General features: G+C 67.5%; 11 protein-coding genes. 7 read left to right on the top strand and 4 right to left on the bottom strand.

Annotated elements, in window-relative coordinates:
- Nucleotide 1: 1 nt before the first annotated feature.
- From G524_RS0114220 to G524_RS16120, 7 genes are all read left to right on the top strand, one after another.
- A complete protein-coding gene (locus G524_RS0114220; RefSeq protein WP_084625211.1) occupies nt 2-3,076 on the top strand; it encodes a CHAT domain-containing protein in 3,075 nt (1,024 codons plus the stop codon).
- A gap of 43 nt (nt 3,077-3,119) precedes the next feature.
- Nucleotides 3,120-5,183: an adenylate/guanylate cyclase domain-containing protein gene (locus G524_RS0114215; protein ID WP_036858076.1), complete on the top strand. Its 2,064-nt coding sequence runs from the start codon at nt 3,120-3,122 to the stop codon at nt 5,181-5,183.
- Complete coding sequence (locus tag G524_RS0114210) at nt 5,170-5,907, top strand: hypothetical protein (RefSeq protein ID WP_027444285.1); 738 nt, start codon at nt 5,170-5,172, stop codon at nt 5,905-5,907. The genes G524_RS0114215 and G524_RS0114210 overlap by 14 nt, the downstream gene beginning before the upstream one ends.
- A gap of 273 nt (nt 5,908-6,180) precedes the next feature.
- Nucleotides 6,181-7,566, top strand: a complete 1,386-nt coding sequence (locus G524_RS0114205) for a multiheme c-type cytochrome (RefSeq protein WP_051221311.1) — start codon at nt 6,181-6,183, stop codon at nt 7,564-7,566.
- Nucleotides 7,567-7,568: 2 nt separating this feature from the next.
- Nucleotides 7,569-9,524, top strand: a complete 1,956-nt coding sequence (locus G524_RS0114200) for a heme-binding protein (RefSeq protein WP_027444283.1) — start codon at nt 7,569-7,571, stop codon at nt 9,522-9,524.
- Nucleotide 9,525: 1 nt separating this feature from the next.
- The gene (locus tag G524_RS0114195; RefSeq protein WP_156894115.1) at nt 9,526-11,379 is read left to right on the top strand and encodes a hypothetical protein; all 1,854 of its coding nucleotides are present in this window, start codon (nt 9,526-9,528) and stop codon (nt 11,377-11,379) included.
- Complete coding sequence (locus tag G524_RS16120) at nt 11,379-15,509, top strand: hypothetical protein (RefSeq protein ID WP_051221310.1); 4,131 nt, start codon at nt 11,379-11,381, stop codon at nt 15,507-15,509. The genes G524_RS0114195 and G524_RS16120 overlap by 1 nt, the downstream gene beginning before the upstream one ends.
- A 114-nt stretch (nt 15,510-15,623) precedes the next feature.
- Here the strand turns inward: G524_RS16120 and G524_RS0114185 are convergent, their stop codons facing one another.
- Genes G524_RS0114185 through G524_RS0114170 form a run of 4 tightly spaced genes read right to left on the bottom strand, consistent with a single transcriptional unit; the run spans nt 15,624 to nt 21,801 of the window.
- On the bottom strand, nt 15,624-16,508 hold the full coding sequence (locus tag G524_RS0114185) for a phosphodiesterase (RefSeq protein WP_245561388.1): 885 nt from the start codon (nt 16,506-16,508) through the stop codon (nt 15,624-15,626).
- A gap of 2 nt (nt 16,509-16,510) precedes the next feature.
- Nucleotides 16,511-18,322: a cytochrome c3 family protein gene (locus G524_RS0114180; protein ID WP_027444280.1), complete on the bottom strand. Its 1,812-nt coding sequence runs from the start codon at nt 18,320-18,322 to the stop codon at nt 16,511-16,513.
- A gap of 12 nt (nt 18,323-18,334) precedes the next feature.
- Nucleotides 18,335-19,231: a hypothetical protein gene (locus G524_RS0114175; RefSeq protein WP_027444279.1), complete on the bottom strand. Its 897-nt coding sequence runs from the start codon at nt 19,229-19,231 to the stop codon at nt 18,335-18,337.
- Nucleotides 19,231-21,801: a cyclic nucleotide-binding domain-containing protein gene (locus G524_RS0114170; protein WP_051221309.1), complete on the bottom strand. Its 2,571-nt coding sequence runs from the start codon at nt 21,799-21,801 to the stop codon at nt 19,231-19,233. Before G524_RS0114170 ends, G524_RS0114175 begins: the two co-directional genes overlap by 1 nt.

The raw sequence follows: 21,801 nt of genomic DNA, 5'->3' as shown, positions 1-21,801 counted from the left end.
GATGGAGCAGCACCCCCGCAATCGCCGCAAGATCCTGCCGCTGATTGCGGCGCTGGGCATGGCTTCAGGCCTAGCGCCTGCCCCGGCACCGCTGGCGGCGCGCAGCGCCGAGAGCACCAGCCTTGCCTTGCGCGACACCTTCCCGATCGGCTCGAACGGGCTGTGCGAGGCGCAGATCGTCGCGCCCGAGCCAGGGGCCGGGCTGTTCGACCGTCGCTACACCATCATTTGCCGCGATGCCGCCGCGCCGGTCGGCACCCTGTGGGTGGTGCGCGCGCGGCCTGACACCGATCCTGCCGCCCGCTTCCTCGGCGCGGGGGCCAGCTGTTCCGGCGAGGATGGCGCCGGGCCGGGCGCGGTGCCCGGGCTGGGCGATACCCGGCGCCTGTCCTGCATGCGCCCCGGCAGTGTGCTGCGCACCGATCTGCTGGTCGGTACGCGCGGTGGGCGTACCTATGCCGCCGCCGGGCTTGCTGCCTATGCCAAGGCGCTCGAGCTGGGGCTGGCCTCGCTCGTGAGCGACAAGCCGGTGCCCGGCACGGTGGAGATTCCGCTCACCAGCACCACCGATGCAATCGCCTTTGCCCGCCAGCAGGCCCAGGCGATCGCCGCTGATCAGGCGCTGGTGGAAGCCTATCGCCGTAGCAATGCCGGCAATTTTGCCGAGGCGGCGGAGTTCTTTGCCGCATCGGCAGCAGCGCTGGCCGGACAGGGCGAGATCGAGGCCAGGCTCAACGCCGCGCTGCAGCAATCCAACCTCGGCAATTATGCCGAGGCGCGGCGCCTGTTTGCCGCCACCCGCGAGGCGAGCGCCGCGAGCCCGCTGCTCGCCCGGTTGCAACGCAATTTCGAGGCGATGGACGCGCTCAACCAGAAGCGCCCGCAGGTGGCCCTCGCCATCCTCGAGACCCCGCCCCAGGTCGAACAGACCAATCTTGAAACCCTAAGGGCGCTGCGGATCGACATGTCGCTGGCCAGCCAGCTTGCCAGCGAGACCGATCGGGTCGGCGGGATCTATTCGGACAGCCTCACCCCGATCGAGCGCGCCCGATTGCTCGATGGCCAGCACGCCTATCTCAAGGCCACCGCGCTGCGCCAGCTCGGGCGGACGGGCGAAGCCAAAGATCTGCTGCGCGCTGCCGAGGAAGCCTTTGTCGCGGTGCGTGGGGGGCGGGTGATCTCGGTCGCCTGGCTGCGCGCGCAGGTGCTGGGCGAACTTGCCGAACTGGCCGAGCGGAGCGGCGCCCCGGCCGAGGCCGAGCGGCTGCACGGCCAGGCGATCGCGCTCATCGGCACGGTCTATCCCGGCTCGCCCGCGCTCGGCAGTGCCCGCGCGCAGCTCGCGGGCTTCTACGCCCGCAGCGGGCGGCGCGAGGAGGCGCTCGCCCTCTATCGCACCATCATCGTCGATGCGAAGGGCCGGGCGCTGCCCTCGCTGCGCGCCGTGATGGCACCCTATTTCGCGCTGCTGGTGGGAAACAAAGGAGCCACGGCGGATGGCGCCACAGTGGCCGATCTGTTCGCCGCCAGCCAGCTGCTCCAACGCCCCGGCCTCGCCCAGACCCAGGCCGCGCTGGCGCGCGAGCTTTCGGGTGGGAGCGACGAGGCGGCGCAGCTGTTCCGCTCTGCCACCAATCTTTCCCGGGCGATCGAGCAGCAGCGCCTGATGCTGCTCGAATTGTCGAGCGCGCCGCAGATCAGCCCCCAGCAGGCCACACAGATGACAGAGGGGCAGGCGCGGCTCGAACAGTTGCAGCAGCAGCAGGCCGAGGTGCTCGACAAGCTCGCCAGCTATCCGCGCTACCGCGCGGTGAGCGATGCGGCGATCCCCTTGGGCGAACTCCAGGCGATCCTCACCCCGGGTGAGGCCTATGTGAAGCTGGTCACGCTCGAGCGCGATGCCTATCTCGTCTATATCACCCGCGAGAGCGCCATGGCCTGGCGCGCCGATGCGACCCCGGCCGAGCTTGAGAGCCTGGTTACCCAGATCCGCGAGAGCATCGCCGTGGTCGAGGGTGGGCAGGTGCTCACCTATCCCTTCGACCTGGCCGCCTCGCGCAAGCTCTATGTGCGCCTGTTCGCCCCGGTGGCCGAGGCCCTGCCCAAGGCGCGCCACATCATCTTCGAGCCCGATGGCGCGCTGCTCAAGCTGCCGCTCAACCTGCTGGTCACCGATGATGCCAGCGTCGCCGCCTATCAGGCGCGCATCGCCCGGCCCGGGGCGGACGAGTATGATTTTCGCGGCACCGCCTGGCTTGGGCGCACGGCCCAGATCAGCACCTCGGTTGCCGCCGCCGCCTTCCGCGATGTGCGCGCGGCGCGGCCCTCGGATGGCAAGCGCGCCTATCTCGGCCTTGGCGAGAACACCCCGATCGGCGCCGCCTCGCCCGGGGCGGCGCGCACCCGGGCCGCGCTCGAAAGCGGGGAGAAGTGCCAGTGGTCGCCCAATATCTGGGCGAGCCCGGTCAAGGCCGATGAATTGCGCGTGGCCGCCAACCGCTTTGGCGAGGGTGCGCAGGTGATCACCAGGGATGCCTTCACCGACAGCGCGATTATCGGCCTTGGCGATCTGGCCGAATACCGCATCCTGCACTTTGCCACCCACGGTCTTGTCACCGCGCCGCAGCCCGAATGTCCGCCGCGCCCGGCGCTGCTTACCAGCTTCGATACCGCCGAGGGATCGGACGGGCTGCTCAGCTTTGCCGAGATTTTCGGCCTCAGGATCGATGCCGATCTCGTCATCCTTTCGGCTTGCGACACCGCCGGCAGCGCTACCGTGGGGGCGACCCGCGAGGCCGGGGTGACGAGCGGGGGCGAGTTCGCGCTCGACGGGCTGGTGCGCGCCTTTGTCGGCGCCGGCGGGCGCACGGTGCTGGCGAGCCACTGGCCGGTGCCCGACGAGTTCGGCGCCACCGGCAAGCTGATCTCGGGCCTGTTTGCCGGGGACGGGCAGGAGACCGCCGCAGCGCTCAGGCAATCGCAGCTGGCGCTGATGGATACGGCTGAAACCTCGCACCCCTTCTACTGGTCGGCCTTCGCTGTGGTGGGCGACGGGGCCACCCGGCTGAGTCGCTGAGCGCATGCATGGTCCGGGCGGACTGGGGCCGGGCGGACAGGCGATGAACCCGCCGGCGGCTCCTTCAGCGCTGTCGCTGGGCTGGCTGGCGCGCGGCTGGCGCAACGTGCGCGAGGCCGGCGCGCTGCAACTCGCAGCGACCGTGCTGCTGGTGCTGGCCGCGCTGTTCATCGCCCGCTTCAGCTGGGTACTGCCCTACGGCAAGGTTCCCACCCCGCTCACCGGCGAGGCCGAGCGCGCGCTCTATGACCTCAGGGCCTATTACGCCGCCGATCTCGTCGGCCAGGACGATCGCATCGTCCTGGTGGTCTATACCGATCAGACGTTGATCGCCGCGCGCAAGCGCTCGCCGCTTGATCGCGGGATGCTCGCGCGTGCGCTGCGCAATCTCGATGGCATGGGGGCCAAGGCGATCGGGATCGATATCCTGTTTGATCAGCCCCAGGACGAAGACCCAGAACTTATCGCGGCGCTCAGGGCGATGCGCACCCCGGTTGGCGTCGCCTATGCCAATGTCGCCACCAACAAGGACGATGTGGTCTATGAGCAGCAGCGCTATCTTGAGGACTTCCAGGCGCAGCTGGTCGGCAGCCGGGCGCGTCCGGCGAGCATCCGGCTCGACAACACCTTCGGCGCCACCCGGGTGTGGCCCAGCATCGTGCCCGGCCTGCCGCCGCTGCTCGGGCGGGCGATGATGGAGGATGCGGGCCAGGCCAATCCGCGCTTTGCCACCTATGAGGGCGCGATCGATTACCGCCGCGCCAAGTTTCTCGATGAGCCGCTGTTCGCCTCGCTCCAGATCGATCTGTTCGCCGCTGCCGAGCCCGATCCCGAGGTGCTCGCCTTTCTCGGCGAGCAGATCCGCGGCAAATATGTGCTGATCGGCGGCGACATCGTCGATTATGACCGGGTCGAAACCACCTTCACCTCGATCAACGGGGAAACACCGCCGGGGCTTGCGGTCCATGCCGAGATCATCGCGCAGATGCTCGATGACCGCTATCTCACCCCCATCCCGGTGTGGATGCTGTGGGCCATGGCGGTGCTGGTGGTGGTGAGCGCGGCGCTCACCGCGCTGCTCGAATGGCCGGCGCGGCGGATCGCGCCCTTCGTGGTGCTGCTGCTCGTCGCCTTCATCGGCATCCCGGTCGCCCTGCAGCTTGCCAATGTGGATACCTATGGCCTGCCCGCGGCGGGCTGGCTCCTGGGCTGGATCATCGCCTACACCGCGGTCAATGCCGCGGCGCGCGCAGCGGGCGCGGTGCAGCGCAACTTTGCCACCAGCGCGCTCGGCAAATATATCCCGCGCGACATTGCCCAGGCGATCATCGATCGGCCCGAACTGCTCAGCCTTGGCGGGGAGAAGCGCGCCATCTTCGTGCTGTTCAGCGATCTTGAGGGCTTCACCAAGATGAGCCACGCGATCCCGCCGGAAATGGTGGCCAAGCTGCTCAATCGCTATCTCGACCTTCTGAGCCAGGTGGTGCTCGATCATGGCGGGGTGATCGACAAGTTCGTGGGCGATGCCGTGGTCGCCTTCTGGGGGGCGCCGATTGCCCGGCCCGATGATGGCGAGCGCGCCGCGCGCGCGGGCTATGCGCTGTGGCAGGCGGGCGAGGCCTTCCGCGCCGAGGTGGCGGCGATGGATCCCGATCTGCCGCCGATTGGCAAGACCCGGGTGGGCCTTCATTACGGCGAGGCGGTGATCGGCAATTTCGGCGGTGCCACCCGCATCCAGTACACCGCGCTCGGCGATTCGATGAACACCGCCGCGCGGCTCGAGGCCGCCAACAAGGCGCTCGATTCCGCGGTGATGGCGAGCCGCGAATTCGCCGAGGCCTCAGGCCTCAACTGGTGGCGGGCGATGGGCCGGGTGCAGCTGCGCGGCCGTGCCCGCCCGGTCGATCTGTTTGAACCGGCGCCCGATTTCCCGATCGAGGATCGCGAGATCCTCGCCCGGGCGAGCGCGCTCGCGGCAAGCGATCGCGAGGCTGCTGCCGCGATGGTTTCGGCCGTGGCCGCGCGCCACCCCAACGATTCAGCGCTGGGCAATCTTGCCCGGCGCATGGCTGAAGTGAACGAGGGAGGAGTTTATGTTCTCGGATAGCGTGAAGGCCCGGCTTGCCGCGCTTGCCCTGGGGGCAGCGGCGCTGGCGCTGCCGGCAGCGGCGCTCGCGGGCGTGGTGGTCAAGTCCACCGGCCCTTCGGCAAGCCGCTATGCGGTGGGCACCAAGCTCGACGACAATGCCACCATCACCCTCAAGGAGGGCGATGTCGTGACCGTGCTCACCGCGCAAGGGACCCGGGTCATCAAGGGGGCGGGCACCTTCCGGGTCGGGGATCGGCCGCAGGTGGCCGCGGATCGCTTTGCCTTGCTCACCCGCAAGCGCGCCGCCACCAGGGTGCGCACCGGGGCGGTGCGCGGCGATGCCGAGGAGGTTATCACCAACCCCAATCTGTGGTATGTCGATGTCACCCGCTCGGGCACGATCTGCCTTTACGACCTTGCCACGGTGCGCCTGTGGCGGCCCGGCAACCAGGGCACCTCGACCTACACGATCGCCAATGCCGATGGCTCCGCGCAGGCGCAGGTGACCTTCGATGACACCGTGACCGTCGCCGCGCTCGATCCTGCGCGCCTGCCGATCAGCGAGGCCGGGCACTATGTCATCACCGCACCGGGTGGGGCGAGCGCGGCGCATGTCACCTTTGTCGCCCTGCCCGATGATTATGCCGCGCCCGATGCCTTGGCCGAGGCGCTGATCGCCAAGGGCTGCACCGTCCAGCTCGAAACCCTTGCCAACAGCCTCGAGGCGGCGGCGGGAGGGTGATCGCGGCGCCGCGCGCGCCGGCCGCCTGTCGTTCGCAGCCCGCCGTGTCGCTGGCCGCCTACACCCTCGCGCCCCGCGCGAAACGGCGCCGCTCCGCGGCATCTCGCACCACCAGGGTGATGAAGCCTCGGCGCGACAAGGGGCTTGCCGAAAGGCAGAGGAATCGGCAGGGTGCAAGGAGATCCTGACGCGGTGCTACAAGCAACGGGTCAGTCCCGCTGATAGCCTGCCGCTGGCACCGGTCGGACGAAAGCGCATCTCGGGGGGGATGGGATGACGGGAGTTTGGGCAGACTGCTGGGCACGGCTTGCCGCAAGGCCGCTGGCCGTGCGGGGGCTGGCAGTGATCGGCCTTGCGCTGCTCTATCCGGTCGCCGGCGCGATCGGCAATCCCACCTTCGAGGGCGTGGCAAGCTGCGCCGGATCGACCTGTCATGGCCGGGCCGAAGGCAATGGCGCGGTGGTGCGGCAGGACGAGATCGCCACCTGGCAGGAGCCCTCCTCCCCCGCCGGCGCCCACAGCCGCGCCTATGCCGTGCTGGCTGGGCGGCGCGGACAGCAGATCGCCGCCAGCCTCGGCCTCGGCAAGGCGACCGCCGCTCCGGCCTGCCTCGGCTGCCATTCGACCTATGCGCCCACGGGCCAGCGCGGCGCCAGGTTCACGCTCACCGACGGGGTCGGGTGCGAAAGCTGCCACGGCGCATCGGGCGGCGCGTGGTTGGCCGAACATTATGCCCTGCCCGCCACCCACGCCTCGAACGTGGCGGCGGGCCTCACCCCGCTCGATGATCCGCGCACCCGCGCGAACGTGTGCCTCGATTGCCACTACGGCTCGGCCAAGCCCGGGCAATTCGTCACCCACGCGATGATGGCGGCGGGCCATCCGCGGGTTTCCTTCGAGCTCGATCTGTTCAGCGCGCTGCAGCAGCACCACAATGCCGATGCCGATTACGCCGCGCGCAAAGGGACCTTGAGCTCGGTGCGGCTGTGGGCGGTGGGCCAGGCCGAGGCGGTGCGCCGCGCAGGCCAGCTTTTTGCCCAGCCCCGCTTTGCCATGGAAGGAGCCTTCCCGCAGTTCTATTTCTACGATTGCCATTCGTGCCACCGCACCATCACCGACGGGCCGCACCGCAAGCTCACCTTCGAGACCAATCCCGGTCGCCCGATCCCCTTCGGTAATCCGCCCTTCAATGATGAGAACATCATCATGCTCCAGGCGGTGGCGGGCGCGCTGGTGCCGGGCGAAGCGCGCGCCTTCGAGGCAGCGGCACGCGAATTTCACAAGGCCATGGGGGTGGGCAGCGCCGAGGCGCGCACTGCCGCGCAGGCGCTTGCGGCCCGGGCCGGGGCGCTTTCCGAGGCGCTTGCGGCGCGCGGCTATGGCAGCGGCGAAGCTTTCCGGGTGATCGCGATCATCGCCGGCGAGGCGACCAGCCCGCGCTTTACCGACTATGCCGGATCGGTGCAGGCGGTGATGGCGGTCGACACGCTGCTCAATGCGCTGGTGCGCGAGGGCCGGATCACGCAAGGCGCGGCAACCGGCATCCGCGGCGACATCGCCCGCGCCTACAAGGCGGTGGAAGAGCCCAATGCCTACCGCCCGGCCGATTTCCGCACCGCATTGAAGGCGGCGGCCGGCGCCATCGGAAGGCTGCAATAGCGATGCGGCGCTGGGGGGGAAGCATCGGACTTGCCGCAGCCACGCTGCTGCTGGCCGCGTGCGGGGGCGGGGGCGGCCCGCCCAGCAATGGCGGCGCCACCGGCGGCGCGCCCGCGCCCACGCCCACACCGCCGCCGGCTGGCCAGGTCTTTGCCGTTCCTGCCGCCGAGAGCCTGAGCACCGCTGAGGTTGGCACCATCATCGCCCAGGCCGCCGCCGAGGCACGCGCCCGCGGGGTGGCGGCCACCATCGCCGTGACCGACCGGGTCGGCAATGTCCTTGGGGTCTTTGCCATGCCCGGTGCGGCGCCCACCGCGCGCATCCCCTCGGCGCGCGATGGCAGCAACAATGATGCGCAAGGGCTCACCATCCCCAGCGCCGCCGCGGCGATCGCCAAGGCGATTACCGGCGCCTATCTTTCCAGCGGGGGCAATGCCTTTTCCACCCGCACGGCAAGCTTCATCGTGCAGGAGCATTTCCCCCCGGCGCCCAGCACTCTGGGGCTGGAAAGCGGGCCGCTGTTTGGGGTGCAGTTCAGCCAGCTGCCATGCAGCGACCTTGCCGCCCGTTTGAGCGACGGGTTGATCGGGCCCAAACGCTCGCCGCTTGGCCTTGCGGCCGATCCGGGGGGCTTTCCGCTCTATCAGAACGGCGTGGTGGTGGGCGGCATCGGCGTGATCGCCGATGGCACCTATGGCTTTGATCCCAACGTGCTCGACCGCGACAATGACGTCGATGAGGCGGTGGCGCTCGCTGGCACCGTGGGCTTCGAGGCGCCGGTCAACATCCGGGCTGACCGGATCACCGCCGATGGCACCAGCCTGCGCTACACCGATATCGAATATCCCCAACTCAGCAATGTCGCCGGTGCCAGCTTTGCCAGCACCCCGGGCGCGCTGGTGCCGGTGGCGGGCTATTACAGCGGCGCGGGCCTGCTGGCGGGCGCGGTTTATGGCACCGAAGCTTCGGGCGTGCGGGCTTCCACCGCGGCCGAATTTGCCAATCGCGATGCCTTCGTGCTCAGCAACGGCGCCGGGGTCAATCGCTATCCGGTGCGCGGCGGCAGCGATGTAGGCGATGTGCCCCAGCCTCTCACCGCGGCCGAGGCCCTCCTCATCCTTGAGGAGGCCTTTGCGGTGATGAGCCGGGCGCGGGCGCAGATCCGCCAGCCGCTTGACAGCCGCGCGCAGGTGACGATCAGCCTGGTTGATACCCGCGGGGTGGTGCTCGGCATCGTGCGCTCGCCCGATGCGCCGATCTTCGGGATCGACGTGTCCTTGCAGAAGGCGCGCACCGCCAATTTCTTCTCCGGGCGCTTTGCCGCTGCCGAGCTCCTGGCGGCGAGCGGCGAGGTGCCGCAATTCGTCGCGCGCTTGCGCAGCTTTCTCGGCGATCCCAACGCGCTGACCGGCGGCTTTGCCTTCTCTGATCGGGCCGGCGGCAATCTGTCGCGGCCCCATTTCCCCGATGGCGAGGTCGCCCAGGCCAATGGGCCGCTGTCGCGCCCGATCGACAAGTTCAGCCCCTTTTCCACCGGCCTGCAAAGCGCGCTGGTGCTCGGCAATCTCGCCCAGCACCTCGGCTTCGTTACCGGAGCAAGCGCGCAGGATACGCCGCGCGCCTGCACCAGCCTGCCGGGGGTTGGGGGAGGCAATCCCCGGCTTGCCAATGGCATCCAGATCTTCCCCGGATCGGTGCCGGTCTATCGCGGCGGGCAGCTCGTCGGCGGGATCGGGGTGTCGGGTGACGGGATCGACCAGGATGACATGATCAGCTTCCTCGGCCTCCACAACGGCGCCGCGCGCGCCGGGGGCGGCCTTGGCAATGCCCCGCGCGAGATCCGTGCCGATCGCATCGTCGTTCAGGTCGGCAGCCGCCAGGTGCGGTTGCGCTATGTCAACTGCCCCTTCGCGCCGTTTATCGACAGCACGGCGCAGAACGTGTGCGAGGGGCTCTAGCGTGGCCGTGCTCCTCCCCGCGTTGCTGCTGTTGCAGGCAAGCCCGCCCGAGGAGGTGCTGCCGCCGCTGGCGCCGCCGGGCGAGGCGGCGCCCCCGCGCGATTGGGAGGTGGACATTCCCCCCGTCGATCCCGAGATCATCGAGGGGCGCCAGCGTCCGGGCTATAACGCCCCGCTGCCCGAGCGGATCGAGCAGATGAACGAAGGCGCGGTGCGCGCCCCGCCGCCCGAGGCCTTCCCCACCGAGCAGTTCCCGATCCCTGATCGCTGGCGGCTGATCCAGAGCCTCGGGCTGGTCAAGGAAAACATCCTCGATCCCTACAATCAGAACACCTACAAGGGCGATCGCCCGATCAACCGCGCCAAGGTGCCCTGGCTGCCGATCAAGGGTGATGACTGGTTCTTCGTCGCCAATCTCGTCTCCGACAGCGTCTATGAGCCGCGCACCTTCCCCATTCCCGTGGGGGTGCAGACCACCGACGATCCCGATCGCAACGATGTGTTCGGCAATGATTTCAGCCAGGTCTTCAGCCAGACCTTCATCGCCGGCTTTGCCCTGCTCAAGGGCTCGACCACCTTCAAGCCGCCGACGATCGAATACCGCCTGACCCTTGCCTACAATGTCAACTACGTCACCGTGCCCGAGCGGCGGGTGCTGTTTGTCGAGCCGTCCCGCGGCACCACCCGGCTCGACCATTTCCTCGGGGTGCAGGAAGCCTTCATCGATTACCACTTCAGCCAGTTCGACAACGACCGCTTCGACTTCATCTCGATCCGCGCCGGGATCCAGCCGTTCCAGTCCGATTTCCGCGGCTTCCTGTTCAACGATCAGCAATTGGGCGTGCGCCTGTTCGGCTCGCGTGACAACAACCGCTTCCAGTTCAACCTCGGCGCCTTCTGGCGGCTGGAGAAGGACACCAATTCGGGGCTCAATTCGATCGTCCAGCGCCCGCGCGATGATTTCGTCTTCATCGCCAATGCCTATCGCCAGGATTTCCTCATCCCGGCGCTCACCAGCCAGTTCACCGTCGCCTACAACCGCAACCGCGAGGCCGACGAGATCGAGATCGACGACAATGGCTTTCCGGTACGCCCGGCCTTGCTCGGCACCCTGCGCGGGCGCGACTATGACGTGGTCTATCTTGGCTACAACATGGATGGCCGGATCGGCCGGGTGAACCTCACCGGCAGTTTCTACTGGGCGCTGGGCGAGGATCGCAATTCCTTCTTCACAGACCGTCCGGCCGATATCAACGCCCAGTTCGCCGCGCTCGAGGCGAGCTATGATCGGGACTGGATGCGCTTTCGCTTGTCGGCCGCCTATGCCAGCGGCGATTCCGATCCCTATGACGACAGCGAGGGCGGGTTCGATGCGATCTTCGAGAACCCGGTCTTTGCCGGGGCCGACACCTCCTACTGGATCCGCCAGACCATCCCCTTTGCCGGCGGCGGGCGGGCGGTTGCCGTCAACGGCCGCAACGGCATCCTCAATTCGCTGCGCTCGTCCAAGGAACAGGGGCAGAGCAACTTCAACAATCCGGGGCTGATCCTGATCGGCGCGGGGGCCGATTTCGACCTTACCCCCGAGCTGCGCCTGTCGGCCAATGCCAATCACCTGTGGTTCGAGAACACCTCGAGCCTCGAGGTGCTCCGCAATGAAGGCTCGATCCCGAGGGAGATCGGCTTTGATTTGTCGGCCTCGGCGATCTGGCGTCCCAAGGCGACGCAGAACATCGTCTTTCGCCTTTCGGCCGCGGCGCTGCTTGCCGGGGATGGCTTCAAGGATCTGTTCACCGTCCGGGGCGGCGGCAAGGAATTCGTCTCGGTGCTTGCCAATGTGGTGCTGACCTACTGATGCTGACGCTCGGCCACTCCTTCGCCCGTCATCTTGCGCTTCTGGCCGTTGCGCTGGTGCTGGCGCTCGGCCTGTTTGTCGGCGCGCCCCAGGCCGCCGACAAGGAAAAGCCGGTCAAGCGCGATTACAGCGCGGTCTTTGCCCCGCCGGCCCCGGCACGGCAATCGGTGGCGGAGATGGAGGCCAAGTCCGAAGGGTGCCTCACCTGCCACGTCAAGACCGACGCGCCGACCATGCATGTCAGCCCTGCGGTGCGGCTGGGCTGCACCGATTGCCACGGCGGCAATCCCCGGGTGCGCGGCAATGCCGAGCTGCCGCATGACCACCCCGATTACGTCGCCGCGCGTGACAAGGCCCACGTGCTGCCCAAGTATCCGGGCAGCTGGCATTTCCCCTCCTCGGCCAATCCCCAGCGCTCCTACGCGCTGCTCAACAAGGAAGCGCCCGAGTTCATCAAGTTCGTGAACCCCTCGGACTACCGCGTCGCGCGCGAGGCCTGCGGGGCCTGCCACATCCAGGCGATCGAGGCGGCGGAACGCTCGATCATGGCAACGGGCGCGATGCTGTGGGGCGGGGCGGCCTACAACAACGGGATTCTGCCATTCAAGAACTATGTCCTGGGCGAGGCCTATACCCGCGATGGCAAGCCGGCGCGGATCAACTCCCCGGGCATGGGCGAGGGTGGCAAGCTCTCGTCCGAGCAGGCCGCGCGCGGGGTGCTCGCCGAGATGTATCCGCTGCCCACCTGGCACGTGATCCCGCCGGGAGACATCTTCCGCGTGTTCGAGCGCGGCGGGCGCACCATCAACTCGCAGTTTCCCGAGATCGGCCTGCCCAATCCCACCGGGCAGATCCAGCGGCTCGAGGAGCCGGGGCGGCCCGATCTCAAGCAATCCAACCGCGGGCCCGGCACGGGTCTCAGGGTGGCGATCCCGGCGCTCAACATCCACAAGACCCGCCTCAACGATCCCTTCACCTGGTTCATGGGCACCAATGACCAGCCCGGCGATTACCGCCATTCGGGCTGCGCGAGCTGCCATGTCGTCTATGCCAATGATCGCGAGCCGCGCCATTCGCTGATCTATGCCCAGTATGGGCGCGACGGGCAGACCATCACCGTCGATCCCACCATCGCCGACAAGATCGCGCACGCGCCAGGCTATGGCGGGAAAGGTAAGGGCAAGCACGGCGCTCTGAAGCAGCCGGGCGAGGCGGAAGAAGGCGGCGCGGCAGGCGCAGGTGCGGGCAAACGCGCGGATGATAGCCTGACGGTGAACGGCCAGCCCAAGGAAAAGGGCCACCCGCTTCAGCACGTCTTCACCCGGGCGATCCCCACGGCCCAGTGCATGAACTGCCACATGCACCAGCCCAACATCTTCCTCAATTCCTACCTTGGCTACACCATGTGGGATTACGAGAGCGATGCGCCCTTCATGTGGCCGGAAAAGCAGAAATATCCCACCGCGGCCGAGGTGCGCGCGATCAATGATCGCAACCCAGAAGGTGCTGCCCCCCGAGGCAAGTGGGGTGACATAGATTTCCTGCGCAATGTCTATGACCTCAACCCCAAGCTCAAGGACACCCAGTTTGCCGATTACCACGGCCATGGCTGGAACTTCCGCGCGATCTTCAAGCGCGACCGCGAGGGCAACCTGCTCGATGCCGAGGGGCGCATCGTCGATCCCGATGATCCGGAAAAGTGGCGCAAGGCGGGCGAGGGCAAGTTCGTGCCCCCCGGGGTCAACCCCGGCAAGACCGTGCACCTCATGGACATTCACGCCGAAAAGGGCCTGCAATGCGCCGATTGCCATTTCGAGCAGGACAGCCACGGCAACGGCCTCATCTATGGCGAAGTGGCCAATGCGATCGAGATCGGCTGCAAGGATTGCCACGGCACCGCCGATGCCTATCCCACGCTGCGCACCAGCGGCCCGGCGGCTCCGCCTGAAGGGCACGATCTTGCGCTGCTGCGCAACCCCGATGGCAAGCGCCGCTTTGAATGGATCGAGGGCGAGGATGGGCGGCGCAAGCTGATCCAGCGCTCGATCGTCGATCCAAACCTCGAATGGGAGATGAGCCTCGTCAAGGACTCGGTCGATCCGGCCACCCCCACGTTCAATGCCAAGGCCGCGCGCGCCAAGCTGATGAGCCGCTATGGCGCGGAGACCGGCAATTTCGAGTTCGGCCTCGGCATCGCCGAGGAGGATCGCGCCCACCGCGAGGGCGAGATGGCCTGCTTTACCTGCCACCTGTCGTGGACCACCAGCTGCGGCGGCTGCCACCTGCCGATCGAGGCCAACTGGAAGACCAAGAGCCACCGCTACGAGGGGATCGAGACCCGCAATTTCGCCACCTACAACCCCCAGGTGGCGCGCGACGAGATGTTCCAGCTGGGCAAGCACCAGACCACCAAGGGCAACCAGATCGCCCCGGTGCGCTCTTCCTCGGCGCTGGTGCTGTCATCGACCAACATCAACCGCGAACGCATCTATGTGCAGCAGCCGCCGATCAGCGCGATCGGCTTTTCGAGCCAGGCCTTCGCCCCGCACTTCCCCCACACCGTGCGCCTGACCGAGACCAAGACCTGCACCGATTGCCACCTGTCCGATCAGGACGACAACAATGCCATCATGGCGCAGCTGCTGCTGCTCGGCACCAATTATGTGAACTTCGTCGGGCTCAACGCCTGGGCGGGGCTGGAAGGCGGTATCCAGGCCACCCGGGTGACCGAATATGACGAGCCGCAGGCAGTGATCGGCTCCTATCTGCACCGCTATGCCTATCCCGATTACTGGAAGCTGCATGTCGAGGCCAACGGGCGCGAGCTCAAGAACTGGGTGCGGGGCAAGACCTTCGATGAGAACCTTTCGGGCGAAACCCACCCCTTCGAGGAATTTGTCAACGTGCACGAGGGCACGCGCGATCGGGTCGGCTGCCTGCAACTGCGCGGTGAATATCTGTTCGTGGCCGAAGGGCGGGGCGGCTTTACCGCCTATGATGTCGCCAGCATCGCCAACAAGGGCGTGTCCGAGCGCATCCTCAAGGGGCCGTTCTCGGCGCTGGGGCATGACACCAATGTCAAGACCACCAACGCCACCTGCATGGCGCTGGCCACCAACCAGCCGATCGCCCCGCACCGCAACACGCCCGAGATGCGCGAGATGAACCAGGAACAGCCGTTCCTGCCGATCTACAACTATGCGGCCATCACCGATGCGGTCGAGGGGCTGATCCTTGTCAACGTCAACACCCTTGCCGATGGCGAATTCCGCAACAACAAGCTGCGCCGCAAGGTCTATGCCGACGGTTCGAGTGCGTGGAACCCGGGCGGGGTGCTGACCGGTGCGCGGCACATCGTGCTGGGGGGCGAGGTGGCCTATATCACCGCAGACAAGGGCCTGGTGGTGGTCGATCTCAGCAACCCCGACACGCCCAGGCTCGCGGCGGTGCGCGAGCTTAATGACGCGCGGGCGAGCGCGGTGCAGTTCCGCTATCTCTGGGTGACGGACGCCGAAGGGGTGAAGCTGTTCGACATCACGTCCTTGCGCGATCCGGTTCCCGTGCCCGAGGCGAGCGTGCCGCTCGCCGATGCGCGGCGGCTCTATGTCGCGCGCACCTATGCCTATGTCGCGGCCAAGGCCGAGGGGCTCGTCATCCTCGATGTCAAGAACCCGCGCCGTCCGCGGATCTACCAGCGGGTGACGCTTGACGGGGCGCTCAATGATGCCGAGGACGTGATCGTCGCCAGCACAAATGCCTCGCTCTTTGCCTATGTCGCCGATGGGCGCAACGGGATGAAGGTGCTGCAGCTGACCAGCCCGGAAAGCCAGCCCAATTTCTACGGCTTTTCCCCTGCGCCCAAGCCCGAACTGATCGCCTGGGCGAAGACGCCGACGCCTGCCATCGCCCTGTCCAAGGGCCTCGACCGCGACCGTGCGGTGGATGAGACCGGCGGGCAGATCGCGGTGTTCGGGCGCCTGGGTTCGCGCCCCTTCACCCGGACCGAGATGGAGCGCCTGTTCATGACCCGCGCCGGGGTGCCGTGGAAGGTGAACGACAAGGTCGACATGAACCGCTGGGTCGGCCTTGCCCCCTCAGCCCCGCAGCGCGCCGCCGCGCGGATGAAATAGGGCGCAAGGCAGGCGCGAGCGGGGCAGGGGCGCGGGCCCCGTGCGGTTCTAGAGGCTTGGCGGCAGGCAAGTGGCCCGCGGCAGGGCCTTGGGTGCTTGGCACAGGGCCCAGCGCTATTCGCGCTCGGCAAACATGCCTTCGATCATCGGTTGCAGCCCCGCATGGAAGCGCGCGAGGATCTGCCAGTCGCCCACCCGCTCGTAGTGCGAGACGAGGCTCGCCCCGTCCCAGCGGTGGATGGCATAGGTCGGCGGCTCGGTGGTGATCAGTTCACGGTCATCGGGGGTGTGCTGGTCGATCGGGGACAAATCCATCGCCACCAGTGGCGCGACCGAGGGCGTCACCCCGAGCGGGATTCCGGCAAAGCGCGTGGTGATCTGGCGGTGGAGGTGGCCGCAATGGATCGCCACCACCTGGCTCTGCCCGGCCAGCACCTTGTGCAGGCGCATGATCCACGGCTCGTCAGGCGCCGGGTCCATCCAGTCGATGCCCGCCACCACCGGGGGATGGTGCATAAAAATGAGCGTCGGCTGATCGGGTGCCTCGGCCAGCCGCGCCGCCAGCCAGTCTGCACGCGCCTCGCAGAAGGCCCCGCCGTGGCGCCCGTCCTCGAGCGTGTCGAGGCAGATGATCCTGAGGCCCAATGGTGCCTCGACCACATAGTGCAAAAAACCGCCCTCTGCCGGGGTGACCTGGGGAAAGGCGCTCAGAAGGCCGCGGCGGCTGTCGTGATTGCCCACCATCGGCACCACCGGAAAGGGGCAGTCCTTGAGCAACTCGGCGGCCTTGGCAAAACTCTCATCATCGCCATGATCGGTGATGTCGCCGGTCAGCACCAGCATGTCGGGCCGATTGGGCCCTTCGATCAGGCGGCGATAGGTGGCGCGGAAGCGCACGAGGTTGAGCTCCTCGGGCTTTTCCTCGGGGGCAAAGCCGACATGGATATCGGTCATCTGCGCAATCAGCACAGGGCGGGCGGATGCGGCTTTGGCTCCCATGGCTATTTCCTAGCGGGCCTTGCCAAGGCTGCAACCACGCTGCTTGCCTTGCCGCTCTCGGGAGGCGGCGGCAGCGGCCGGTAATGCGGCGCCTTGCCCTTGGGCTGCCACTGGCCCGCGGGCAGGTGATAGGCGTGGCACATGGCGCATTCGGAAGGCACGATCTTCTTCGTCTTGGCCGCGCTTGCCCCGCGATGGCACTCGCGGCAGCTGGCAAGATCGGGGATCAGGAGGTCGCTGGCAAGCTTCGAGGTGGTGGCCGCATGGCACGAGGTGCACTTTTCCTGCTTGTGCGCCTCGTGGTTGAAATAGCCGCGGGTGAGGAAACGGTCGGGCAGGTTTACGGGGATGAGATCGGCCTGCCCGGTGCGCCCGCGTGTGGGCAGGTGGCACTCGGTGCAGATGCCGCCTTCGGACAGCGCGTTCGAAAGCCCGATATAGGCGCGCACCGGACGCCCGAAATCGGCGGCATAGCCGCCCCCGCTGCCAAGTTGGCCCGGACGGCTGCGCCCCGGGGCGAGCGCCGGGCGCCGCCCGGTGCCGATCCGCGCCAAGTCTTCGGCAAGGTGCTTGATGTCGCCGTGGCGCAGCTTGGCAAAGCCGCCGGCCGCGGTGCGGCCTGAAACGAGGCTGTGGCAGGCCTCGCAGTCTTCTTCCATCTCGACTTCGCCAAAGCCGATGCGATCGGCAGTGAGGCTGTGGCAATCGCTGCATTCGAGCGGCTTGCCATATTGCGCCAGGCTCACCGCCATGCGCGCCGCCCCGCCGCGCGGGTTCATGTGCACATCATGCGGGAACTTGAGCCCGCTGCGCTCGAGCGGGCGGGTATCGAGGCTGGCGCGCACCGGCCGGGCGGCGCCAAAGCTGGCGAAATAGAGCGGGCGGAACTGCGGGTGGGCCTTGCCGAAATCATGCGCATTGGCGAGCGCGGTGTCGGTCAGCCGGGTCTTGAGATCGCGGTGACAATCGGCGCAGAAGGCCTCGCTCGCGGGCTGCTGGCGCACTGCGCCCTCGTGCTCGCTGTGGCAGGCAACGCAGCCGAGCGGCCCTTCCTTGCCGAGGCTCGTGGCGATCCGCCACTGCAGCGCATCGCCGGCCGAAAGCGGCGGCATCCCCTGGGCAAGGCGCGGCATCTTGGCGTGATCGCCGGTTTCCTCGTGGCAGGCGATGCAGGTTTCATCCTGCACGCTTTCAAACGCCTTGACGTGGCAGCTTTCGCAATTGTTGGCGAGGCTCTGGTGCCTCACTGACAGATCGCCGCTGATCCAGGCCCGGTCAAACAGCACCTGGCCCGGCGTCATCCCCTCGGGATCGGGCTTGGCCGGGCTGCGCACAAGGTGGCTGGTCACCGGTACGGCCAGCAGCAAAAGCAGGATCGCGCCTGCGAAGATCCAGCTCATCGCCCGCTTGGACGGCAGCACGCTGGCGAGCGCGAAGCTGCGCAGCACATCGCCCTTGCCCTCCTCGGCGGCGACCTGGCGGATGGTGATGAGCACCCGCCCATCGCTCTCGCGGCTGATCGCGAGCCGGGCCGCGCCAAGCGCGATCTCGCCCCCGGTGCGCGGATCGATGCGAGCCTCGGTCAGCATCCGCCCGTCAAGCCCGAATTCGAGCGTGCCCAGGGCGCGGGCGGCAAGCGTGCCGTCAGCCTGCCGGGTAAGGGCAACGTGGCGCTGCTCGACCGCAAGATCGGGCAAGTGAATGTCGCACTCGGCCGCGCGGCCGATGGTGAGGCTGTCCTGATCGAGCGTCCGCTCGCGGATCAGCTCGCGTCCCGCGGCGGTGAAGTCGATGGTGCGGATCAGGAAAGCCACGCGCGCGCCCCCTCACCAGTAATAGAACACGCTGATGACATGGGCGGTGAGCGCGGCGAGCAGCGCAATGGTGAGCGGCACGTGCACGAACAGCCAGATCTCGAGCAGCGCCCGGATGCGCAGCGCCCCGCGGATCTGCGCCAGCTGTTCGCGCCGCTTCTCAAGCAGCGCGCGCACCCTTTCCGCCGCGCCGGGATCGGCGCTCCCCACCTGGTCGAGCCCCTTGAGGGCGCGCGCCGTGGCGCAGAAGGGATAGCGGCCGGTGAGCCGTGCCAGCGGTCCGCCGGCAAAGGGATCCTGCCCCAGCGCGGCGATCACGAGGTCGGCCTCGGCCCGGCCCAGCGGCTGGGCAGCGGCCTCGAGCTGGCGGTCGATCGCGCCCAGGGCCTCAAGCATCTGCGCCCGGGTCATCTCGCGGCGGTTGGCCGAAAGCGCCGGGGGCAAGGTGGCATAGGCGATCACCCCATAAATGCCGCTGGCGATCACCAGCAGCATCAGCACATAGGCGAGCGTGTGGACGTTCCAGCCGATCTGAAAGCCGGTGTGGAGCGTGCCGATCACGATCAGCGCAAGGCCGAGATAGACATGCGCGGAGGTCCACGCCTTGAGGCTCCAGGCGCCGGGGGTGATCCGCCGCTTTCTCACCCCGAGGAGCGAGAGCCAGACGATCAGGGCAAGACCGATCGTGCCGAGCGTGTAGCCATACCACGAGCCGCCATTGGGCCGCGGCTCCTGATCGATGAGCGCATAGCCGATGATCGCCGCGGCGCTGAGGCCAAGCGCGATCCACAGCCAGCGAAAGCGGCGGTGCTTGAGGAAGCTGACATGATCGGAGTCGCGCCGCCGCTCGTCCTGCGAGAAGCGGCCGGGACCGGCCTGCGCCCTGCGCTGCTTCGCCGCGCTCGCCATTATTCGACATCCTCGGTGAGCTTGGTGAAGGTCAGGAACTTGTCCGGGCTGACGCGGATGGCGGCACCCGTGGGGCAGGCGCGCACACAGGCCGGGCCGCCATCGATCCCGGAACACATGTCGCACTTGATCGCCTGCTTGGCCTTTTGCGCGCCCTCCTTCTCGGCGGCCTTCTTGCGCCAGGCATAGGGTGCCTCGCCCGGGCCGGGCCCCTTGCCGAACAGCATCCATTGCAAGAGGCTCGGCTTTTTCGGCGGCTTGGCGTCCATGCGGATCACGCCATAGGGGCAGTTGCGTTGGCAATTGCCGCAGCCGATGCAGGTTTCATCGATGAACACCTCGCCATCGGGCCCGCGCTTGATCGCGTTGGGCGGGCAGTCAGCCATGCAATGCGGGTGCTCGCAGTGGCGGCAGCTGGTCGGCACGTGGAGATGGGCATAGGTGCGCCCGGCCTCGCGGTCGAGGCGCGAGAGGCCGTCATGGCTGTCGGCACAGGCCCTTTCGCAATTGTCGCAGCCGATGCACAGCGTCTCGTTGATCAGCAGCACGTCGGTGGCTTCGCCAATGCCATTGTCGACGAGGAATTGCGCGGTCTCGGAATAGAGATCGACCGCGCTGGAAAAGCTGTCCTTGCGGCTTTCGATGAAAGCGTTGGTGGCGCGGCGCGCGGCCATGTCCTTGAGCGCGCGCTCGCGCAGCGCCGGGCGCTTGTCGAGCAGGGCAAGGAAGCCCTCTCCCGGCAGGCGGATCACCTCCGACTTGATCGCCGCCTTGACCGTGGCGGTGCGCGCCGACCCGTCGATCGCCGCCATCTCGCCGAAATAGCTGCCGGCGGGCAGATAGGAGAGGAACACCGGCCGCCCGCCAATCTGTTTTTCGACGATCATCGAGCCGCGGCGGATGATGAACACGTCCTTGTCCTCGGCGCCCTCGGCAATCACCACCTCGCCGGCGCGCTTCTCCTCCACCCGGGCCGCTGCGACCAGGGGGGCGACATCCTCGGGGGTCAGCCCCGATCCAAACATTTGCAGCAATTGCCGCTCGATCGAGATCTGCTCGATCGTCTTCTTGGCCGCCGGCACCTGCGATTGCAGCTTGAGCGCGGCGAGGCGCGAGATTTCGACCACGATCGTGTCTTCGGCCGCGCGGATCGTGGCGCCGCGGCGCCGGCCCGAAATGAGGCCGACCTCGCCGAAGATCGAGCCGGTCCCGATCGGCACGGTGATCGAGGGATCGGCCGGGTTGACCTCGACCGCGACCGAGCCGCTGGCGATGCCGAACAGCGAGGATCCGGGCGCGTTGCGTTCGAAGATCACCTCGCCCGCGCGGAAGAAGCGGACTTCGGAATCGAGCATGAACTCGCGCATCTGCAGCGGGTTCATGCCATTGAGGATCGAGACATTGGCGCGCAGGAACTCGAGCCATTCTTCGGTGCTGCGCTTGCCCGGCAGGCCGGCGAACTTGGCCGCAATGATCGGCTCGTCCGCGGGCTTCAGCGCGGTATTGCCGTTGATGAACTCGATGACGTCATAGCCCTGGTTCATGCAGTGCTTGATCAGCGGATAGCCGGCCAGCGCCCCGATCACGAAGATGCCGGGCGCGGTCGATTCGAACACCGGCGAGAGTTTGGGAAAGGCGCCGCGATCCTCGCTGGTGAATTCGATCCCGCATTCCTCGACAAAGGCACGCGGCGGGGCCGAGCCGATGCGCGCGATCACCCGGTCGCAGCGGATGCGCACTTCACCGTCGCGGGTGGCAAGCGTGATCCAGCCCGGCTCGATCGCCTTGGTCTCGGACTCGAAGCGGATGGTGAGCTTGCCCGCCTCGTGATCGGCCAGCAGCGCTTTGACATTGGCGTCTTTGGCGGTGGGAAACTCGGTGCCGCGGTTGAGGATCGACACGGTGTTGCGCTGTGCCGGATCTTCGGCAAGGCCGCGCGCGTTCTCGATGCCCGCATCTCCCGTGCCGATCACGATGATGTGCTCATCGACATATTCGGTCGGATCGTCGAGCTGATACTGGACATGTGGCAGATCGGCGCCGGGGCAGCGCAGGCGGTTGGGATTGCCCTGGGTGCCAATGGCGAGGATGACGTTTTCGGCCATCACCACTTCGCCATTGGTCAGCTCAATCGCATAGGGCGGGGCGTGGCGCTGGATTTCCTTCACGCTCCTGCTGCCATCGCGCGCGCGGGTGACGATCTGTTGCACGCTGCCGGGGATCGGATCGCCGGTGCCGCGGATCGCCTTGACCTCGGCGTGGAACTTGACGTTGACGGGAAAGTCGCTGACTGGCCCTTCGTGGCGCGGAACCAGCGGATTTTCCACCCGCAGCTGACGGTTCCAGATGCCCAGGATGGTTTCGCGCTTGCCCGCCTCGAATGCGATATCCGACCGCAGCACCAGATTGGCGGGCGTGGCCATCACGTGCTTGCCCTTCTGGTACTTGAAGATGGTATCGGAGAGGTGATCGGTCTTTTCGAGGAGCACGTGGCTCATGCCGAGCGCGGCTGCATGCGCCGCCGCGCTGATGCCGGCGGGGCCCGAACCGATGATGGCAACCTTGTACAT

The sequence above is a fragment of the Erythrobacter cryptus DSM 12079 genome, from assembly GCF_000422985.1.
In the GTDB taxonomy this organism is placed as follows: domain Bacteria; phylum Pseudomonadota; class Alphaproteobacteria; order Sphingomonadales; family Sphingomonadaceae; genus Erythrobacter; species Erythrobacter cryptus.
This window is presented reverse-complemented; position numbering and strand designations above follow the sequence as displayed.